This window comes from Stagnihabitans tardus, assembly GCF_009925085.1.
Classification (GTDB): Bacteria; Pseudomonadota; Alphaproteobacteria; order Rhodobacterales; family Rhodobacteraceae; genus Stagnihabitans; species Stagnihabitans tardus.
In genome coordinates this window covers 98741-114394 of the sequence record NZ_JAABNR010000001.1, presented here as the reverse complement: position 1 = coordinate 114394, position 15654 = coordinate 98741, and the positions used below count along the sequence as shown (strand labels likewise).

The 15654-nt window shown below is 65.6% G+C and carries 16 protein-coding genes and 1 tRNA gene; 6 read left to right on the top strand and 11 right to left on the bottom strand.

What is annotated here, in order from left to right:
• Window positions 1-320: 320 nt before the first annotated feature.
• From GV832_RS00560 to GV832_RS00545, 4 genes are all read right to left on the bottom strand, one after another.
• Entirely contained in the window at window positions 321-521 is a 201-nt protein-coding gene (locus tag GV832_RS00560; protein WP_168772864.1) for a hypothetical protein, read from the bottom strand.
• Window positions 511-1440, bottom strand: a complete 930-nt coding sequence (locus GV832_RS00555) for a helix-turn-helix domain-containing protein (protein ID WP_168772863.1) — start codon at window positions 1438-1440, stop codon at window positions 511-513. The genes GV832_RS00560 and GV832_RS00555 overlap by 11 nt, the downstream gene beginning before the upstream one ends.
• Window positions 1441-1735: 295 nt before the next feature.
• Complete coding sequence (gene glnA / locus GV832_RS00550; RefSeq protein WP_168772862.1) at window positions 1736-3145, bottom strand: type I glutamate--ammonia ligase; 1410 nt, start codon at window positions 3143-3145, stop codon at window positions 1736-1738.
• A 71-nt stretch (window positions 3146-3216) separates the two neighbouring features.
• Entirely contained in the window at window positions 3217-3555 is a 339-nt protein-coding gene (locus GV832_RS00545) for a P-II family nitrogen regulator (RefSeq protein WP_168772861.1), read from the bottom strand.
• Between the two features lie 180 nt (window positions 3556-3735).
• Between GV832_RS00545 and GV832_RS00540 the strand changes: the two genes are divergently transcribed.
• Window positions 3736-5565, top strand: coding sequence for an NAD(P)H-hydrate epimerase (locus tag GV832_RS00540; protein ID WP_227754158.1), 1830 nt, complete (start codon window positions 3736-3738; stop codon window positions 5563-5565).
• A gap of 275 nt (window positions 5566-5840) precedes the next feature.
• On the opposite strand, the gene GV832_RS00535 is transcribed toward GV832_RS00540, so the two are convergent.
• Entirely contained in the window at window positions 5841-6323 is a 483-nt protein-coding gene (locus GV832_RS00535) for a Hint domain-containing protein (protein WP_168772860.1), read from the bottom strand.
• Between the two features lie 281 nt (window positions 6324-6604).
• Here GV832_RS00535 and GV832_RS00530 point away from each other — a divergent pair.
• Window positions 6605-6689: transfer RNA gene (locus tag GV832_RS00530), tRNA-Leu, on the top strand.
• A 23-nt stretch (window positions 6690-6712) separates the two neighbouring features.
• Window positions 6713-8047 (top strand): trigger factor, encoded by a 1335-nt coding sequence (tig, locus tag GV832_RS00525; protein WP_168772859.1) that lies wholly within the window; start codon window positions 6713-6715, stop codon window positions 8045-8047.
• 117 nt (window positions 8048-8164) lie between these two features.
• On the opposite strand, the gene GV832_RS00520 is transcribed toward tig, so the two are convergent.
• From GV832_RS00520 to GV832_RS00495, 6 genes are all read right to left on the bottom strand, one after another.
• On the bottom strand, window positions 8165-9103 hold the full coding sequence (locus tag GV832_RS00520; protein WP_168772858.1) for a DMT family transporter: 939 nt from the start codon (window positions 9101-9103) through the stop codon (window positions 8165-8167).
• Between the two features lie 111 nt (window positions 9104-9214).
• The gene (locus tag GV832_RS00515; protein WP_168772857.1) at window positions 9215-10624 is read right to left on the bottom strand and encodes a calcium-binding protein; all 1410 of its coding nucleotides are present in this window, start codon (window positions 10622-10624) and stop codon (window positions 9215-9217) included.
• Window positions 10625-10819: 195 nt separating this feature from the next.
• Window positions 10820-11404, bottom strand: a complete 585-nt coding sequence (rplI, locus tag GV832_RS00510; RefSeq protein WP_168772856.1) for a 50S ribosomal protein L9 — start codon at window positions 11402-11404, stop codon at window positions 10820-10822.
• 10 nt (window positions 11405-11414) lie between these two features.
• Window positions 11415-11642, bottom strand: a complete 228-nt coding sequence (gene rpsR / locus GV832_RS00505; protein ID WP_002720283.1) for a 30S ribosomal protein S18 — start codon at window positions 11640-11642, stop codon at window positions 11415-11417.
• A 15-nt stretch (window positions 11643-11657) separates the two neighbouring features.
• Window positions 11658-12128, bottom strand: coding sequence for a 30S ribosomal protein S6 (gene rpsF / locus GV832_RS00500; RefSeq protein WP_168773109.1), 471 nt, complete (start codon window positions 12126-12128; stop codon window positions 11658-11660).
• A 393-nt stretch (window positions 12129-12521) separates the two neighbouring features.
• A complete protein-coding gene (locus GV832_RS00495; protein WP_227754157.1) occupies window positions 12522-12950 on the bottom strand; it encodes a PACE efflux transporter in 429 nt (142 codons plus the stop codon).
• Window positions 12951-13194: 244 nt separating this feature from the next.
• Here GV832_RS00495 and fabD point away from each other — a divergent pair, with 244 nt between their 5' ends.
• The 3 genes from fabD to GV832_RS00480 all read left to right on the top strand — a co-directional run bounded on the left by fabD (window position 13195) and on the right by GV832_RS00480 (window position 15465).
• Window positions 13195-14115, top strand: coding sequence for an ACP S-malonyltransferase (gene fabD / locus GV832_RS00490; protein ID WP_168772855.1), 921 nt, complete (start codon window positions 13195-13197; stop codon window positions 14113-14115).
• A 181-nt stretch (window positions 14116-14296) separates the two neighbouring features.
• Window positions 14297-15034, top strand: coding sequence for a 3-oxoacyl-ACP reductase FabG (gene fabG, locus GV832_RS00485; protein ID WP_168772854.1), 738 nt, complete (start codon window positions 14297-14299; stop codon window positions 15032-15034).
• A gap of 197 nt (window positions 15035-15231) precedes the next feature.
• Window positions 15232-15465, top strand: a complete 234-nt coding sequence (locus tag GV832_RS00480; RefSeq protein ID WP_168772853.1) for an acyl carrier protein — start codon at window positions 15232-15234, stop codon at window positions 15463-15465.
• Window positions 15466-15654: the final 189 nt, after the last annotated feature.

Below are 15654 nucleotides of genomic sequence, written 5' to 3'. Positions count from 1 at the left end.
GTCTCCCGGTTTTTCCTGAGCTGGTTATGGTTAAGGATTGTGGAGGGAAACGGAGCAAATCTGGGAGAAAGAAAGGTATTGTTAACCAATGCGCCTTGTTTCCGCCGCAAAGACAATCGGGGCAAGCCGCTGGGGATTGTCTCTGGAAATGGCAGGGACTGTGGAGCGCCCCGGGGCGCTGCCCCGGACCCCGGAATACTTGGGCAAATGTGAAAGGGGAAGGGGCGCGGGTGCCGGAAGGGGGAGCGAGGGGCCCGGCGGACGGCATGGGCGCCTTGAGGAGCAGGCGAAAGGGGCGCGCAGAGGCGCGACTTAGGGGCTCAGCCCGCGTCGCGCTTCATCCGGCGGGCCTGCGCTGCGGCATTGCGGCCCCAGCGGCGGTCGCTGGGGGTGGAGGGCAGGATCATCACCCCTTCCTCGCACCGAAACCGCACATGCTTGCCGCCGAATTCGACTCCCAAGACTGAGAGGCCTGCCGCCCGGCACAGGCGGGCGCAGTCGCGCAGGTGCTTAGAGGCCATGGTCGGGCTCCTTCTGTTCGTCTTCGGCGAGGGCGTCCTGCGTCATGTTCGCGATGCAATCCAGCCATTCCCTGTCCTTTTCGGTCAGACAGGAGGCGAGAAAGGCGATCCGGTCGGCCTTGCGGTCATTGGAGCGCAGCTCGGCGGGAATGTCCTGGATCCGCACCCGCCCATGCTCCAGTGCCCAGGCGGCGGCGATGTCCCCGCCGCTGATGGCGATGAGATCGTCCTCGAAGAGCCTCTCGGGCAGGTTTCCCCGGCCCAGAAGGTCAGAGAAGGCGTGAGGGTTTGCCGCCTTTGCCGCAGTCCGAATGAAATCATGGAACGGGTCGAGGGCGGGGGGCTCGATGTCGAAGCGGTCGGCGAAGACCTTGTCCAGATGGCGGCCAAAGATGTCGGCACGGGCGATGGAGGCCTCTTCGGCACAGAGCACCTCCCCCAGCCGCCCGGTGGCCATGTCGGCGGCGCCCTGCAAATGGGGCGCGACGACGGGCCGCGTCTGCCGGGCGAGGTCCAGGTCGGCGCGGCGCTTGGCGAGGCTCATCTCGGCCACCAGCGCATAGAGGGCGGGGGCGGCCTTGAGGATATCGGCGGGGGAGACCCCATAGCGATGCCCGACGAGGTCAAGGTTCAGCCGCTCGCTGCCGGTGAGGGTAAAGGCATGGCGGTAGGAGTAGGCGTTTGGGTCCTGCTGTTGGCGCAAGTCGCCGGGGGCCGGGGGCTGAGCAAGGTCTTCGGGCGTCACGCCGAGGGCCCTGGCGAGGCGGGTCACAGTGGTGGTTTGCGAGTTGTGGTCTTCGGCATCGAGGATGCGGTCGATCGTCTTTTCGCTCACCTTGGAGCGGGCGGCAAGGTCAGCAGCGCGGCGGAGTTCGGTCTTGGCCATCAGGTGGCGCAGTTTGTCGGGGTTGATGTGCATTTGGAGGCTCCTTGTTCTGGATAGCCTCATATTCGGAGTATTTTGTCCGCAATGACATAGACATTTTTGGACGAAATGCGATTCTGTCCGAGGTGACTTAGACATTAAATCTCGCCTCCCCGTCTGCTTTCTGTCCGATTTGTGTCTAGGCAAGGCTTTTGGGGCGATGCTTCCGCCCTCAGGACTTGCCAACCTGTCCGGATTGGACAAACCACCTTGACCGCGATCCGAATCGCCCGCAAAGCAAAAGGGGCGCCCTTGGCTGGGCGCCCCTTTCCCTGTGCAGCCTTGCGGCTCAGCAGGAGTAGTACATCTGGTATTCCACCGGGTGCGGCGTGTGCTCGAAGTTGTAGACTTCTTGCCACTTCAGCTCGGCATAGGCCTCCAGCATCTCGCGGGTGAAGACGCCACCTTGCAGCAGGAAGTCCATGTCCTTCTGCAGCTCTTCCAGCGCCTCCCGGAGCGAACCGCAAACCGTCGGGATCGCGGCCAGTTCTTCCGGCGGCAGGTCGTAGAGGTCCTTGTCCGAAGCCGGGCCCGGGTCGATCTTGTTCTTGATCCCGTCGAGGCCCGCCATCATCAGGGCGGCGAAAGCCAGGTAGGGGTTCGCGCTCGGATCGGGGAAGCGGGCTTCGACACGCTTGGCCTTGGGCGATTCGGTCCACGGAATACGGACGCAGCCCGAGCGGTTGCGGGCGGAGTAAGCGCAGAGCACCGGAGCCTCGAAGCCCGGGATCAGGCGCTTGTAGGAGTTGGTCGAGGGGTTGGTCAGCGCGTTCAGCGCCTTGGCATGCTTCAGGATGCCGCCGATGAACCACAGGGCTTCCTGCGACAGGTCGGCATACTTGTCACCCGCGAAGAGCGGCTTGCCGTCCTTCCAGATCGACATGTTGACATGCATCCCCGAGCCGTTGTCGCCCTTCATGGGCTTGGGCATGAAGGTCACGGTCTTGCCATAGGCGGCCGCGACGTTGTGGATGACGTACTTGTACTTCTGGATGTTGTCGGCCTGACCGATCAGCGAACCGAAGACCATGCCAAGCTCGTGCTGGCAGGTCGCCACTTCGTGGTGGTGCTTGTCGACCTTGATGCCCATGCGCTTCATGGTGGAGAGCATCTCGCCGCGCAGGTCCTGGGCTTCGTCCACCGGGTTCACCGGGAAATAGCCGCCCTTGTAGCCCGCACGATGGCCGAGGTTGCCGCCCTCAAAGGAGGCATCGGTGTTCCAGGCCGCCGCTTCGGCGTCGAGCTGGAAGGACACCTTGTTCGGCGCGACTTGATAGCGCACGTCGTCGAAGATGAAGAATTCGGCTTCCGGCCCGAAGTAAGCCGCATCGCCGATGCCCGAGGACTTGAGGTAAGCCTCGGCCTTCTTGGCGATCTGACGCGGGCAGCGGTCATAGGCCTCGTTCGTGTCGGGCTCGACCACGTCGCAATGAACGCAAAGCGTCTTTTCGGCGTAGAAGGGGTCGATATAGACCGAGGAAGCATCGGGGATGAGCTTCATGTCGGACTGGTCGATCGACTTCCAGCCAGCGATGGAGGAGCCATCGAACATGAAGCCTTCCTCGAAGAAGTCCTCGTCCACGAGATCCGCCACAACGGTGACGTGCTGAAGCTTGCCTTTCGGATCGGTGAAGCGAACATCGACGTATTCGACTTCCTCGTCCTTCATCAGCTTCAGAGCATCTTTGATCGCGCTCATCTTTTAGCCTTTCAGGGTTGGTGTTTACAAAGGGGTCCGCGTGATCCGGTGCCCCGGTGTTCTGGAATGGGTCAGACCGCGTCGTCGCCGGTTTCGCCGGTGCGGATGCGGATGGCCTGTTCGACGGGCGAGACGAAGATCTTGCCGTCGCCGATCTTGTCGGTGCGGGCGGCCGAGATGATCGCCTCGATGGCGGTCTCGACCATGTCATCGGTCAGAACGACCTCGATCTTCACCTTGGGCAGGAAGTCGACGACATATTCGGCGCCCCGGTAAAGCTCGGTATGGCCCTTCTGACGGCCGAATCCCTTGACCTCGGTGACGCTCAGGCCCTGGATGCCGGCCTCCTGGAGGGCCTCTTTGACCTCGTCCAGCTTGAACGGCTTGATGATGGCCTCGATCTTCTTCATGCCTTGCCCCCCTCCGCGAAATCTGCGGCGCGTAATCCTTGGGCTTGTCTCAGCACTTGCCGCGGGCGGGGACAATGGGGCAGGCTGCATGGGCAGCGGAGGCGCCCGGGATTTTGGCGAAGGAGCGTAAATTTTGCGCGGGACGGCTGAAAAATAGGCAGAATGAAAACTGGAAAAGCCATGAGCGAGCAAAAGGCCCCGAAACAGCCGCAGAACGGGGGCGGCGCAGGTCCCTTGGGCCTTAGGGAGGGCGCCCGGCGCTTTCCCGCCGAGCTTTTGACCGCCGCCCAGATGCGCGCGGTGGAGGCCGAGGCGATTGCCTCGGGCGCGGTCACCGGTCTGGAGCTGATGGAGCGGGCAGGCGCCGGGGTGGTGGAGGCGGTGTTCGAGGAATGGCCCGAGCTCGCCTTGGCGCCTGAAGTCGTGCCGGGGCAACCCCCGGCCCCCCGCCGCGCCGTGGTGCTCTGCGGGCCGGGCAACAACGGCGGGGATGGGTTCGTGGTCGCCCGGCTGTTGAAGGGGCTGGGCTGGGCGGTGGAGGTCTATTTCTATGGCGACGCAGACAAGCTGCCACCGGATGCAAGGGTGAATTATGAGCGGTGCGGAGGGATAGCCGAGGTTCGTGCCTGGGATGACGCGGCACAAAAGCAGCGGTTCGAAGCAGACCCTTTGGAATTCCACCTCGTGGTGGATGCCATTTTCGGGACAGGCATGACACGGGCCATGCCTGAGGATACCTACTTGACCTGGCATGGGTTGATGCCATTGCCGCTTGTCCCGGCGCACGCGCCTGGAGAGATCCGTTTTGTTGCCATAGACTTGCCAAGTGGCGTGTGCAGTGACAGCGGACACGATTTCGGTGCTTTTCCCGCGCATCTTACCGTGACCTTCCATCGTCCCAAGATCGGCCACTTCATGGTGGAAAACTGCCTCAACTATGGCGGAGCGCCTGGCTGCGGCAAGCTCGCTGTCGTGGATATCGGGCTACCCCGGACGCATGTTGTCGGGGCGGTCAAGCAGGCGGTTCCCGACATCGGTGGCTTGAAGAAATCATTTGGCCACAAGTTCTCATACGGTCATGCGGTGGTGGTCTCCGGCCCTGCGGGGGCCTGTGGTGCCACCCGCATGACCTCGCGCGCCGCCTTGCGGGTCGGCGCAGGGCTCGTGACCCTGGCCTGCCCGGCCGAGGCCATGGCCGAGAATGCCGCCCGTCTCGATGCCGTGATGCTGAAACCGCTGGCCGACGCGGAGGCGCTGACCGCGCTGCTCTCTGACGCCCGCATCAATGCGCTCTGCCTGGGGCCCGGGTTGGGCCTGGATGCGCGGGCGGCAGGGTTGGTCAGGGCGGCGCTCCTTGCGTCGAGGTCCCGGGAGGTTGCAAAGGTTGGGCCAGGGACCGCGGGGCGCTTGGGGCAGGGGGCGGAGCCCCGGGGTATACCCCGGGCTACGCAGGCGGATTCCGTCGCGCCCGATGCCGGGGCGGTGCGTGAGGATCACGCAGCCTCCCGCCGTCTCGTCCTCGATGCCGACGCTCTGACCCTGGTCTCTCGCGACCCCGCGCTCTTTGCCCTGTTGCACGAGGGCTGCATCCTCACCCCCCATGGCGGCGAATTCGCCCGCCTCTTCCCCGACCTCGCCGCCAGGCTGTCCGAGCCCGCTGTGAAGGGCCCCGCCTATTCCAAGGTCGACGCCACCCGAGAGGCCGCCGCCCGCGCGGGCTGCACCGTGCTTTACAAAGGTCCCGACACGGTCATCGCCAGCGCCAACGGCACCTGCGCCATCAACGCCGCGACCTACGACCGTGCCGCCCCCTGGCTCGCCACCGCAGGCTCTGGCGATGTGCTGGCTGGCCTGATCACCGGCCTCCTCGCCCGTGGCTTTCACCCCCAGAACGCCGCCGAGACTGCCGCCTGGCTCCATGTCGAAGCCGCTCGCGCCTTCGGCCCCGGCCTCATCGCCGAGGACCTGCCCGAGATGATCCCAAAGGTCTTCCGAGACCTGGGTCTTTGAGGCCCGGGTCCACCTTAACCTGCAGCCTGCTTTCATGCTTGCCCAAATACTCACAACCATTTCAATGAGCCGCGCATCACCCAGGCGCGCTCTGCCTTTCAACTTGGCCCAAATTTCCACGGGGATTTTCAAGGGGAGCGTGCTCCCCTTGAAGCTGGGGGCTCGGGGGACGGCAGTCCCCCGAATGCGGGGGTGCGGGGGCGGCAGCCCCCGCTACCTCCAAGAGAAAAGGGCGCCCGCAAGGGCGCCCTTTTCTCTTGGACCCGCGGCCCGCCTCAGGCCGGAACGGCAAGCCCTTCGCAGGCCAGTTCCAGCCCGCCCGCATAGATGACCTCGGCGCTGTCCAGCACCAGGGAGAAGAGGCGCACCTCCTCCACCACTTCGGCGCGGATATATTCGCCATCGCAGAGCCGCGCGGCCGGAACCACGGCGGCGGCCTGGCCGTAAAGCGCCTTGGCGCGCCAGTCGCGGATGAAGATGCCCTGGGCCTCCGAGACGAGGACCGCCTCGGCCGGTTTGCCCACGCCAAGCGCATCGGCCGCGATGCGGACCATGCGGGCGTTGCGGACCACGGTGACCTCGACCCTTGCGACGCGGCGCGAGCCTGCGCGGGTCAGGACCCGGTCGCCCGGCGCGAGGAACTCGACCGGCAGGGCGCCATCCAGCGTCAGGATCGTGGTCCCGCCCGCAACCCCGGCCAGCGTCACGGCATCGACGCCTTGCGCCAGACCCGTGTCAATCGAAGACGTCGCCGCCATGGAAGGTTCTCCTGCATCATGCCTCTGCTCTTTTGTTTTTCCCCAAGAATATGGCAAGATTGGGTTAACGGCGAGACCCTTTGGCGACAAAGCCCCCGATATCCCCCCGAAATCCGGCAGTATTCTGCGAAAATTGTTTCCAATCCCCAGCCGGATCGCCTGATTTCCCGCCAGGCACTGGCCGGCCGTCCGCTGAATTTTCCTCTCGCATCCCCCCTTGTCCTTTGCTAGAAGGGCGCGGATTTTGCGGGCAGGTCTCCACCGGGGGCCCCCGTCAGATTGCGGGTGTGGCGGAACTGGCAGACGCACTGGATTTAGGTTCCAGCGCCGCAAGGCGTGGGGGTTCAAGTCCCTTCACCCGCACCAGTTTGGGATGAGAAGGACGAAACATGCAGGTCACCGAGACCCTGAAGGACGGGCTGAAGCGCGCCTATACGATCACCGTGACGGCGGCCGAGCTTGAAGCCAAGGTCACCGAAAAGCTGGTCGAAGCGCAGCCCGATGTCGAAATCAAGGGCTTCCGCAAGGGTAAGGTTCCCTTGGCCATCCTGCGCAAGCAGTTCGGCCAGCGCATCATGGGCGATGCCATGCAAGAGGCGATCGACACGGCGATGAAGGATCACTTCGACGCCACCGGCGACCGCCCCGCGCTGCAGCCCGAGGTCAAGATGGTCGGCGGCGAGAGCTGGGCCGAGGGTCAGGATGTCGTGGTCGAGATGACCTACGAAGCCCTGCCGCCGATCCCGGAATTCGACGCCTCGACGCTGAGCCTGGAAAAGGTCGCCGTGAAGGCCGCCGAAGCCGATGTCGAAGAGGCGATCAAGAACCTGGCCTCCTCGGCCAAGTCCTTTGAAGACCGCAAGAAGGGCGTCAAGGCCAAGGACGGCGACCAGGTCACGATCGACTTCAAGGGCTCGATCGACGGCGTGCCGTTTGACGGTGGTGCTGGCGAGGATTACCCGCTGGTTCTGGGCTCGAACTCCTTCATCCCGGGCTTTGAAGCCCAGCTCGTCGGCCATGCCGCCGAGGAAGATGTCGATGTGAAGGTCACCTTCCCCGAGAACTACGGTGCGGCGCACCTGGCGGGCAAGGAAGCGGTTTTCGCTTGCAAGATCAAGGCCGTGAAAAAGCCGGTCGAAGCCAAGATCGATGACGAGCTGGCCAAGAAGTTCGGCGCCGAAGACCTCGCGGCCCTCAAGGGCCAGGTCTCGACCCGGCTCGAGGCCGAATATGCCGGCGCCGCCCGCGCCGTGCTGAAGCGCGCTTTGCTCGACCAGCTCGATGCCGCCGTGAAGTTCGACCTGCCCCCGGCCCTGGTCGAGGCGGAAGCCAACCAGATCGCCCACCAGCTCTGGCACGACGAAAACCCCCATGACCATGGCCACAACCATGGCCATATCGAGACCACCGACGAGCACAAGAAGCTCGCCGAGCGTCGCGTGCGTCTGGGGCTCCTCCTGGCCGAGATCGGTCGCAAGGCCGAGGTCACCGTGACCGATGCCGAGATGACCCAGGCCGTGCTGACCGCTGCCCGCCAGTATCCGGGCCAGGAACGCGCCTATTTCGAGTTCGTCCAGAAGAACGTGCAAGTCCAGCAGCAGCTGCGCGCGCCGATCTTCGAAGACAAGGTCGTGGATCACCTGGTCGCCCAGGCCAAGGTCTCCGACAAGGAAATCTCGAAGGACGAGCTGCAAAAGCTGGTCGATGCTTTGGACGAGATGTAATCCCCTCAGGGATTGCCGGAAAGGCCGCCCTTCGGGGCGGCCTTTTTCATTGGGGCCTGTCCTTGATGACGTCGGGTCCTGGGGCGATTGGATCAAGGGGCCTTGCCGGCGGAAGGGCTAGAAGACCTCCTTGCCGGGCGGATCGGCCCTTTCGGTGGTCACGACATAGGTCCCGGCCGCGATGATCACGGCCATGCCGACCCAGCCCATGCCATCGGGCAGTTGGTCGAAGAAGAGCCAGCCCCAAAGCACGCCCCAAAAGGCGAAGGTGAATTCGAAAGGCGCCACGGTCGCGCTGGCGCCGATGCGGTAGGCCTGGGTCAAGAGCGTCAGGCCCACGGCCGCGATCAGCCCGCAGGCGGCCATCAGGGCGGCATCGGTGGCTGTGGGCGTCACCCAGGCGCGGGTCAGGAAGGACAGCGAGGGGTGGAGCCCCGCCTCCATGGCTCCGCTGCCGAAGGCGAGCGCCAGGCCCAGCGAGCAGCCGAGGAAGGCGAGGTTCCCCCAGAAGGCCATGGCGGCCGCGCTGTCCTTTTGCCCCATGCGCCGCGCCATGACCATCGAGAGCGCATAGGCCAGGCCGCAGAAGACCGGCAGGAGGGCTGCGGGGTCAAAGAGCGCCCCGGGGCGGACCATGATCACGACGCCAAGGAACCCCAGGCCAAGCGCGACCCAGCGGTGCAGCGCCACGCGCTCGCCCAGCCAGAGGACGGCCAGAAGCGTGATGAACAAGGGCGCGGTGAAGTAAAGCGCCACGGTCGTGGCCATGGGCAGGGCAGCCAGCGCCAGGTAATAGGCGGTATAGGCCAGGAAATTCAGGATCCCGCGCCAGAGCATCATCGGCCAGCCCCGGCTGATGAGGCCCGGGAAGCCGCCATCCAGCACCCGCACCAGCACCAAGAGGCAGGGAATGGCGGCCAGGGACCGCAGCACCATGGCCTCGGACAGCGGATAGCGGTCTGAAATCAGCTTCAGGATCAGGTCCTGGACGGAAAAGATCGCGATTCCGGCGCAGAGACAAAGGATGGCGGCAAACTTGCGGGACGAGTGTTCCATCGCGCCAAGACAGCCCAAGGCGCGGCGCTTTGCTGGCCCAAGGGCGACCTGCGATGACGCGGAACGCCCGGGGCCTTGGGGAAATCTGCCCCTGTCCGCCAGGCTCTTCCGCTAGATCAGGAAGATATCCGAGGCCGCAAGCGTCGTTCCCGCCGTCAGCCGCAGCATCAGGTAGGTGCCGCCCGCAGGGTCATCGCCATTGGGGTCCCATTCGAGCCAAAGCTCTCCCAGGTCGGCCCTCTCGCGCAACACGAACTGCGCCGCCTCGCCTTGCGCCGTGCCGAAGGACAGAAGGTCGTCGGGCAGGGGGCCCGGATCGCTGGGCCCGAATTGCAGAAGGCTGCGGGCAAAGCGCAGGCTGTCGCTTCCGGAGGTGAAATCCATGATCAGATGCGGCGAGACCGCGTCGAGGCCAAAGACGAAGCGGTCGGCCCCTTCGTCGCCCCAAAGCACCCCGGCCCCCGCCTTGCCACCCCGGATCACGTCGTCGCCCGCGCCGCCATGGACCGTGTCCTCGCCCGGGCCGCCGTTCAGCACATCGCTGCCCTCGCCGCCGAAAAGCTGGTCATTGCCCGTCCCGCCCGAGACCGTGTCGCGGTCCTCGTCTCCGTAAAGGATATCGGCGCCCCTGGAGCCCCGCAGCAGGTCCCGCCCCCCGCCACCATGGCCGATATCGTCATAATAGCCGCCGTAAAGCGCGTCATTGCCCGCGCCGAAGAGGACATAGGCGGCGCCCACGACCACGGTCTCGTAATTCTCGAAGCCTTGCAGCGTGTCCCCGGTGCCGCTGATGGTCTGGGTGGCGTCATCGACCACCAGGGTCACGGGGCCGGTGGAGTTGATGCGCAGCGTGTCGGTCCCCGTGCCGCCCTGGACCCTGTGACCCCGGCCGATGTCGACATGGGCGAAGTCATCGCCCGCGCCGAGGTCGACGACCGAGGCATCGACGTGATCGACCAGCCAGACCGAATCCGCCAGCGCGCTGCCGATGATCCGGTGATGGCCCTCGGAGGCGATATAGGCATAGAGCTTCTCGACCGAGACCAGGGTAAATGCGCCGCCATTGACCGAGGAGGCCCGGGGCGTGCCCGAGAAGTCGATCTCGATATCCCCCGTGGGGCTCTGCGGCGACATGAAGAAGGCGGCCGTGTCGATCCCCGCGCCGCCGTCGATCACGAGGCCAAGGCCGCCCGAGAGCACCTGGATCATGTCGTTGCCGGTCCCGCCATAGGCCTCGCCCGCGCTGCCCGAGAAGGTGCCGAGCATGAGCGAGTCGTTGCCCGCCCCGCCGTAAAGCGTGTCGACATCGCCACCGCCCTGAAGCTTGTCGTCGCCGGTGCCGCCGTAACCGATGTCGCTGCCCGCCTGGCCGAAGAATGTGTCGTTGTCGGCGCCTCCGAAGAAAGTGTCGGCGCCGTCCCAGCCATAGGCCACGTCATCGCCCTTCCCGCCAACGAAGCGGTCCGCGTTCCAGGTCCCGGCAAAGGTGTCGTTCGCATCGGTGGCGGGAAAATTGGCCATGGCGGGCTCCTGGGCGTTGAAATCGGGGGGAAGCAGGATGAAAGGCGAGGCAAACGGCGTTTCTTCGGGCAAAGATAGCAAAACTTGATCGGTTTTCAAAACGTCCTGACGCGGCCCGGCGGAAATGCCCCAGGGCATGGGCAAGGAAAAACCGCGCGAGGTTGCCCCCGCGCGGTTTCAAGACTGTCGCAGACCTTAGCGCGCGTCGCGCGGGTCGAAGTCGTTGGCTGCGCCGATATCGTCGAAGAGCTCGGCGATTTCGAATTCCGCCGCCGCTTCGGCTTCGGCCGCCAGTTCCTGGATCGACTTGCCCGAAGCTTGCAGCTCGGCCTCTTCGACCGAACGGGCGACGTTCAGCTTGATCTTGGCCGAAACTTCCGGGTGCAGCGTGACCGTCACCGGGTGGACACCCAGTTCCTTGATCGGGCGGTCGAGCACGATCTGGCCACGGTTCACTTCGAAGCCGCCTTCGGTCGCCACTTCGGCGACGTCACGGGCGGTGACCGAACCGTAAAGCGCGCCGACGTCCGAGGCCGAACGGATCAGAACGAAGATCTGACCGTCGAGCTTGGCGGCCACGGCTTCGGCTTCCTTCTTGGTCTCGAGGTTATGGGCCTCGAGATGGGCCTTCTTGGCTTCGAACGAAGCGATGTTCGAGGCCGAGGCGCGAAGGGCCTTGCCCTGGGGCAGGAGGAAGTTGCGGGCGTAGCCGTCCTTGACGTTGACGACATCGCCCATCTGGCCAAGCTTGGCCACGCGCTGGAGGAGAATGACTTGCATGTTTATCTCCTCACTTCACGGCATAGGGGAGCAGGGCGAGGAAACGCGCGCGCTTGATGGCGGCGGCGAGTTCACGCTGCTTCTTGGCCGAGACGGCGGTGATGCGGGACGGGACGATCTTGCCGCGCTCGGAGATGTAGCGCTGCAGGAGACGGGTGTCCTTGTAGTCGATTGCCGGAGCATTGTCGCCCGAGAAGGGGCAAACCTTGCGGCGACGGAAGAAGGGCTTGTTGGCCATGGGTCAGATCCTTTCTCAGCGACGCGGGGCGGAAGAACGCTCGGGACGATCGCCGAACGAACGCTCGGGACGGTCGCCACGGTCGGGGCGGTCGCCGAAGGAACGCTCGCGACGCTCACCGCCGCCGAAACCACCCTCGGGGCGGTCACCGCGCTCACGGTCGTCACGCTTTTGCATCTGGACCGAGGGGCCTTCCTGATGGGCGTCGACCTTGATGGTCAGGACGCGCATGACGTCGTCATGCAGGCGCATCAGGCGTTCCATTTCCAGCACGGCCGCCGAGGGGGCGTCCGAACGCAGGAAGGCATAGTGGCCCTTGCGGTTCTTGTTGATCTTGTAGGCCATCGTCTTGACGCCCCAGTATTCGCGCTCGACGACCTTGCCGCCGTTGTCCGCGAGGACCGTGGAGAAATGTTCGATGAGACCTTCGGCCTGCGCGTTGGACAGGTCCTGACGCGCGATGAAGACATGCTCGTAAAGCGGCATGTGAACTCCGGTTTCATGGCGCACTTCATAGGACGGGCAAGAGCCTCGCGGCCCGTCCACGAGAGGCTGCGCCGGTTCATGGGTATGCGAGGATTGGGGGCTTATAGCCGGGAGGCCGGGAAACGCAAGGGTTTTATGCCGGAGGCATCGGGGGGCTGCCGCCCCCCGAACCCCCCGCTTCAAGGGGCCCACGGGCCCCTTGAAAATCCCCGTGAGTATTTCCTCCAATTTGAAAGATGAGGCTCTGCCCGTGGGTCTTCATGCTGGCGCAGGTCTTCCCTTGCCCATTGCCAGGACGTTTCCGCTTTCAATTTGGCCGAAATACTCACGGGGGTTCCAAGGGGGAGCGTGCTCCCCCTTGGCCGGGGGGTGCGGGGGGCGGGAGCCCCCCGCTTACCTCGCGCTCTCCGGCAGACCTGCGATGCGGTCGAAAGCCCAGGTAAAGACCCAGGCATAGCCCATGTAAAACAGGATCAGCCCCAGCTCGTAGACAAAGGCCGTCCAGAGGTCGACGGACAGGAACCAGGCGGTAAGGGGCAAAAGGAGGGCCGTCATGCCGCATTCGAAGAGCAGGGCATGGGCGGTGCGGCGCAGGAGAGAGCGGCCCTTGACGGGCTGGCGCGCCTCCCAGGCCTCGAAGGCCGTGTTGAAGACAAAGGACCAGGCCAAGGCGATTGCGGCCCCACAGACCGAAAGCGCCAGTGTGGCCTCGGCCGGGGCGCCGGAGAAGAGCCGCAACACGGCGGCCCCCATCAGGATGGCAAGGGTTTCGAAGCTGACCGCATAGACGATCTTGCGGCGGAGGGGGGACATCTGGATCATTTCGCAGCTCGTGCGGCCCAGGGCTCGGCAAAGCGCCGCAGCGGGGCGGCGCCGTCCTTGTCCTGCGGCGCAACAGGTGGGGTCCGGCTTCTCCGGCCCCGCAATCCTTGCAATATAGGCACCGCGGCTGCGGGGGCAAGGGGTCAGGCCCAGGCCCACGCCGGGCTTGCCTGCCACGGGGGGGAATAGTATGCGCAAGCCAAGGCCCCGCCGCGACAAGGGGCGCAGCGTAATGGGGGATCAGATGCGCGCATTCGTCTTTCCGGGCCAGGGGGCCCAGGCCATCGGGATGGGCCGTGCCCTGGCCGAGGCCTATCCGGCCTCCGCCGCCGTCTTCGCCGAAGTGGACGAGGCGCTTGGCGAAAAGCTCTCGGCCCTGATCTGGGAGGGCGATCTCGAGACCCTGACCCTGACGGCCAATGCCCAGCCTGCGCTGATGGCGACCTCTTTGGCGGCCTTCCGGGCGCTGGAGGCCGAGGGGCTGGCCTCTTGCGATTTCGTGGCGGGGCATAGCCTGGGCGAATATTCGGCGCTTTGTGCGGCAGGGGTCTTCGGGCTGGCCGATGCGGCGCGGCTGTTGCGCATCCGCGGCCGGGCCATGCAAGAGGCCGTGCCGGTCGATGTCGGCGCCATGGCGGCGCTCTTGGGGCTGGACTTCGCGCAAGCCTCCGAGGTCGCCTCCGAGGCCGCCCAGGGCGAGGTCTGCCAGGCCGCCAATGACAATGACCCGGCCCAGGTCGTGGTCTCGGGGCACAAGGCGGCCGTCGAGCGCGCGCTTGAGATCGCCAAGGCCAAGGGCGCCAAGCGGGCGATCCTTCTGCCGGTGAGTGCGCCTTTCCATTGCGCGCTGATGCAGCCTGCGGCCGATGTCATGGCAGGCGCCCTGGCCGAGGTTGCCTTTGCCGCGCCGAAAGTGCCGGTCGTGGCCAATGTCCGCGCCGAGGCGGTCAGCGACCCTGCCGTCCTGAAGGCCCTGCTGGTCGAACAGGTCACGGGCTCGGTCCGCTGGCGGGAATCGGTCCAGTGGATGGCGGCGGCAGGGGTCACCGAGTTCTGGGAGGTCGGCGCGGGCAAGGCGCTTTCGGGGATGATCAAGCGGATTGCCAAGGAGGCCGCGACGCGCGCGGTGGGCACGCCGGAGGATGTGGCGGGCCTGAAGGGCTGAGGTCGCCCCTGAGGGGCGCCCGGGGCGGTTGAACACCTCCCCGCGAGCCCTCCTCAGGATATTTGGGACCAATGAAACGGGCGGGCGCGCCCTCTTGGTTGGGGCGGCGCATCGGGCCGCAAGGGAAACGGGCGGCGCTTACGGCTGCGCAACAGGGGCGGGGCCCCAGGCAGGAGATGACATGTTCGATCTGACGGGGAAGACGGCGCTGGTGACGGGCGCTTCGGGGGGGATCGGGGCGGATATCGCCCGGGTGCTGCATCGGGCGGGCGCCAAGGTGGCGCTGTCGGGCACGCGGGTGGAGCCGCTTGAGGCGCTCGCCGCCGAGCTTGGCACCGGGGCTTTCGTCTGTCCGGCCAACCTCGGCGATGCGGCCAGCGTCGAGGCCCTGCCCAAGGCGGCCTCGGAGGCCATGGGGGGGCTCGATATCCTCGTGAACAATGCAGGCGTCACGAAGGACAACCTTTTCATGCGCATGTCCGATGAGGAATGGGCCCAGGTGATCGAGGTCAACCTGACCTCGACCTTCCGGCTGTGCCGGGCGGTGTTGCGCCCGATGATGAAGGCGCGCTGGGGGCGGATCGTGAATATCTCCTCGGTCGTCGGCGCCACGGGGAACCCGGGGCAGGGCAATTATGCCGCCTCGAAAGCCGGGATGGTGGGGATGTCCAAGTCGCTGGCGGCCGAAGTGGCCTCGCGCAACATCACGGTCAATTGCGTGGCGCCGGGCTTCATCGCCACGGCCATGACCGACAAGCTGAATGACGAGCAGAAGGGCCGTATCCTGACCCAGATCCCGGCGGGGCGGATGGGGTCTCCGGGCGATATCGCGGCGGCGGTGCTTTACCTCGCCTCGAACGAGGCGGGCTATGTCACGGGCGCCACCTTGCATGTCAATGGCGGCATGGCCATGCTGTGATTGCCCGGGACGTGACGTGGCAAGGGCGCGTTTCGCCCCGAACCGGTCGCACTTGGGAAACAGTTTGCCTTGCGCGCGCGGGCTTGCTATAGGCGCGCAAGGTGAGAAGGCGAAAGCCAACCCCTGAAAAGGGACAAAGCGCCCCCTTGACGGCGCACCATTCGAACGGGGGCGACCCCAACGACAGAGGAAGAGATATGAGCGACATCGCGGATCGCGTTAAGAAGATCGTCGTCGAACACCTGGGCGTGGAGGCCGAGAAGGTCACCGAGACCGCCTCGTTCATCGACGACCTGGGCGCCGACAGCCTCGACACGGTCGAGCTGGTCATGGCTTTCGAAGAAGAGTTCGGGATCGAAATCCCGGATGACGCTGCCGAAACGATCCAGACCTTTGGCGATGCGGTGGGCTTCATCACCAAGGCGCAATAAGCACTCGCCCCCGGGCAGTGGCTATGGCGGGGCTCCCTTCGGGGAGCCTTTTGCTTTGGGGGGGGGCGGGGCCCCGGGGGCGGTTCTGCCGACTGCCAGGGCCCGCTTTTACGCAACGCGGCGCCCTGCCGACTGGGCCCCGGTCGGGACGGGATCCGTCCCGGCAGTCGGCAGGGCGCGCCCCGGCGG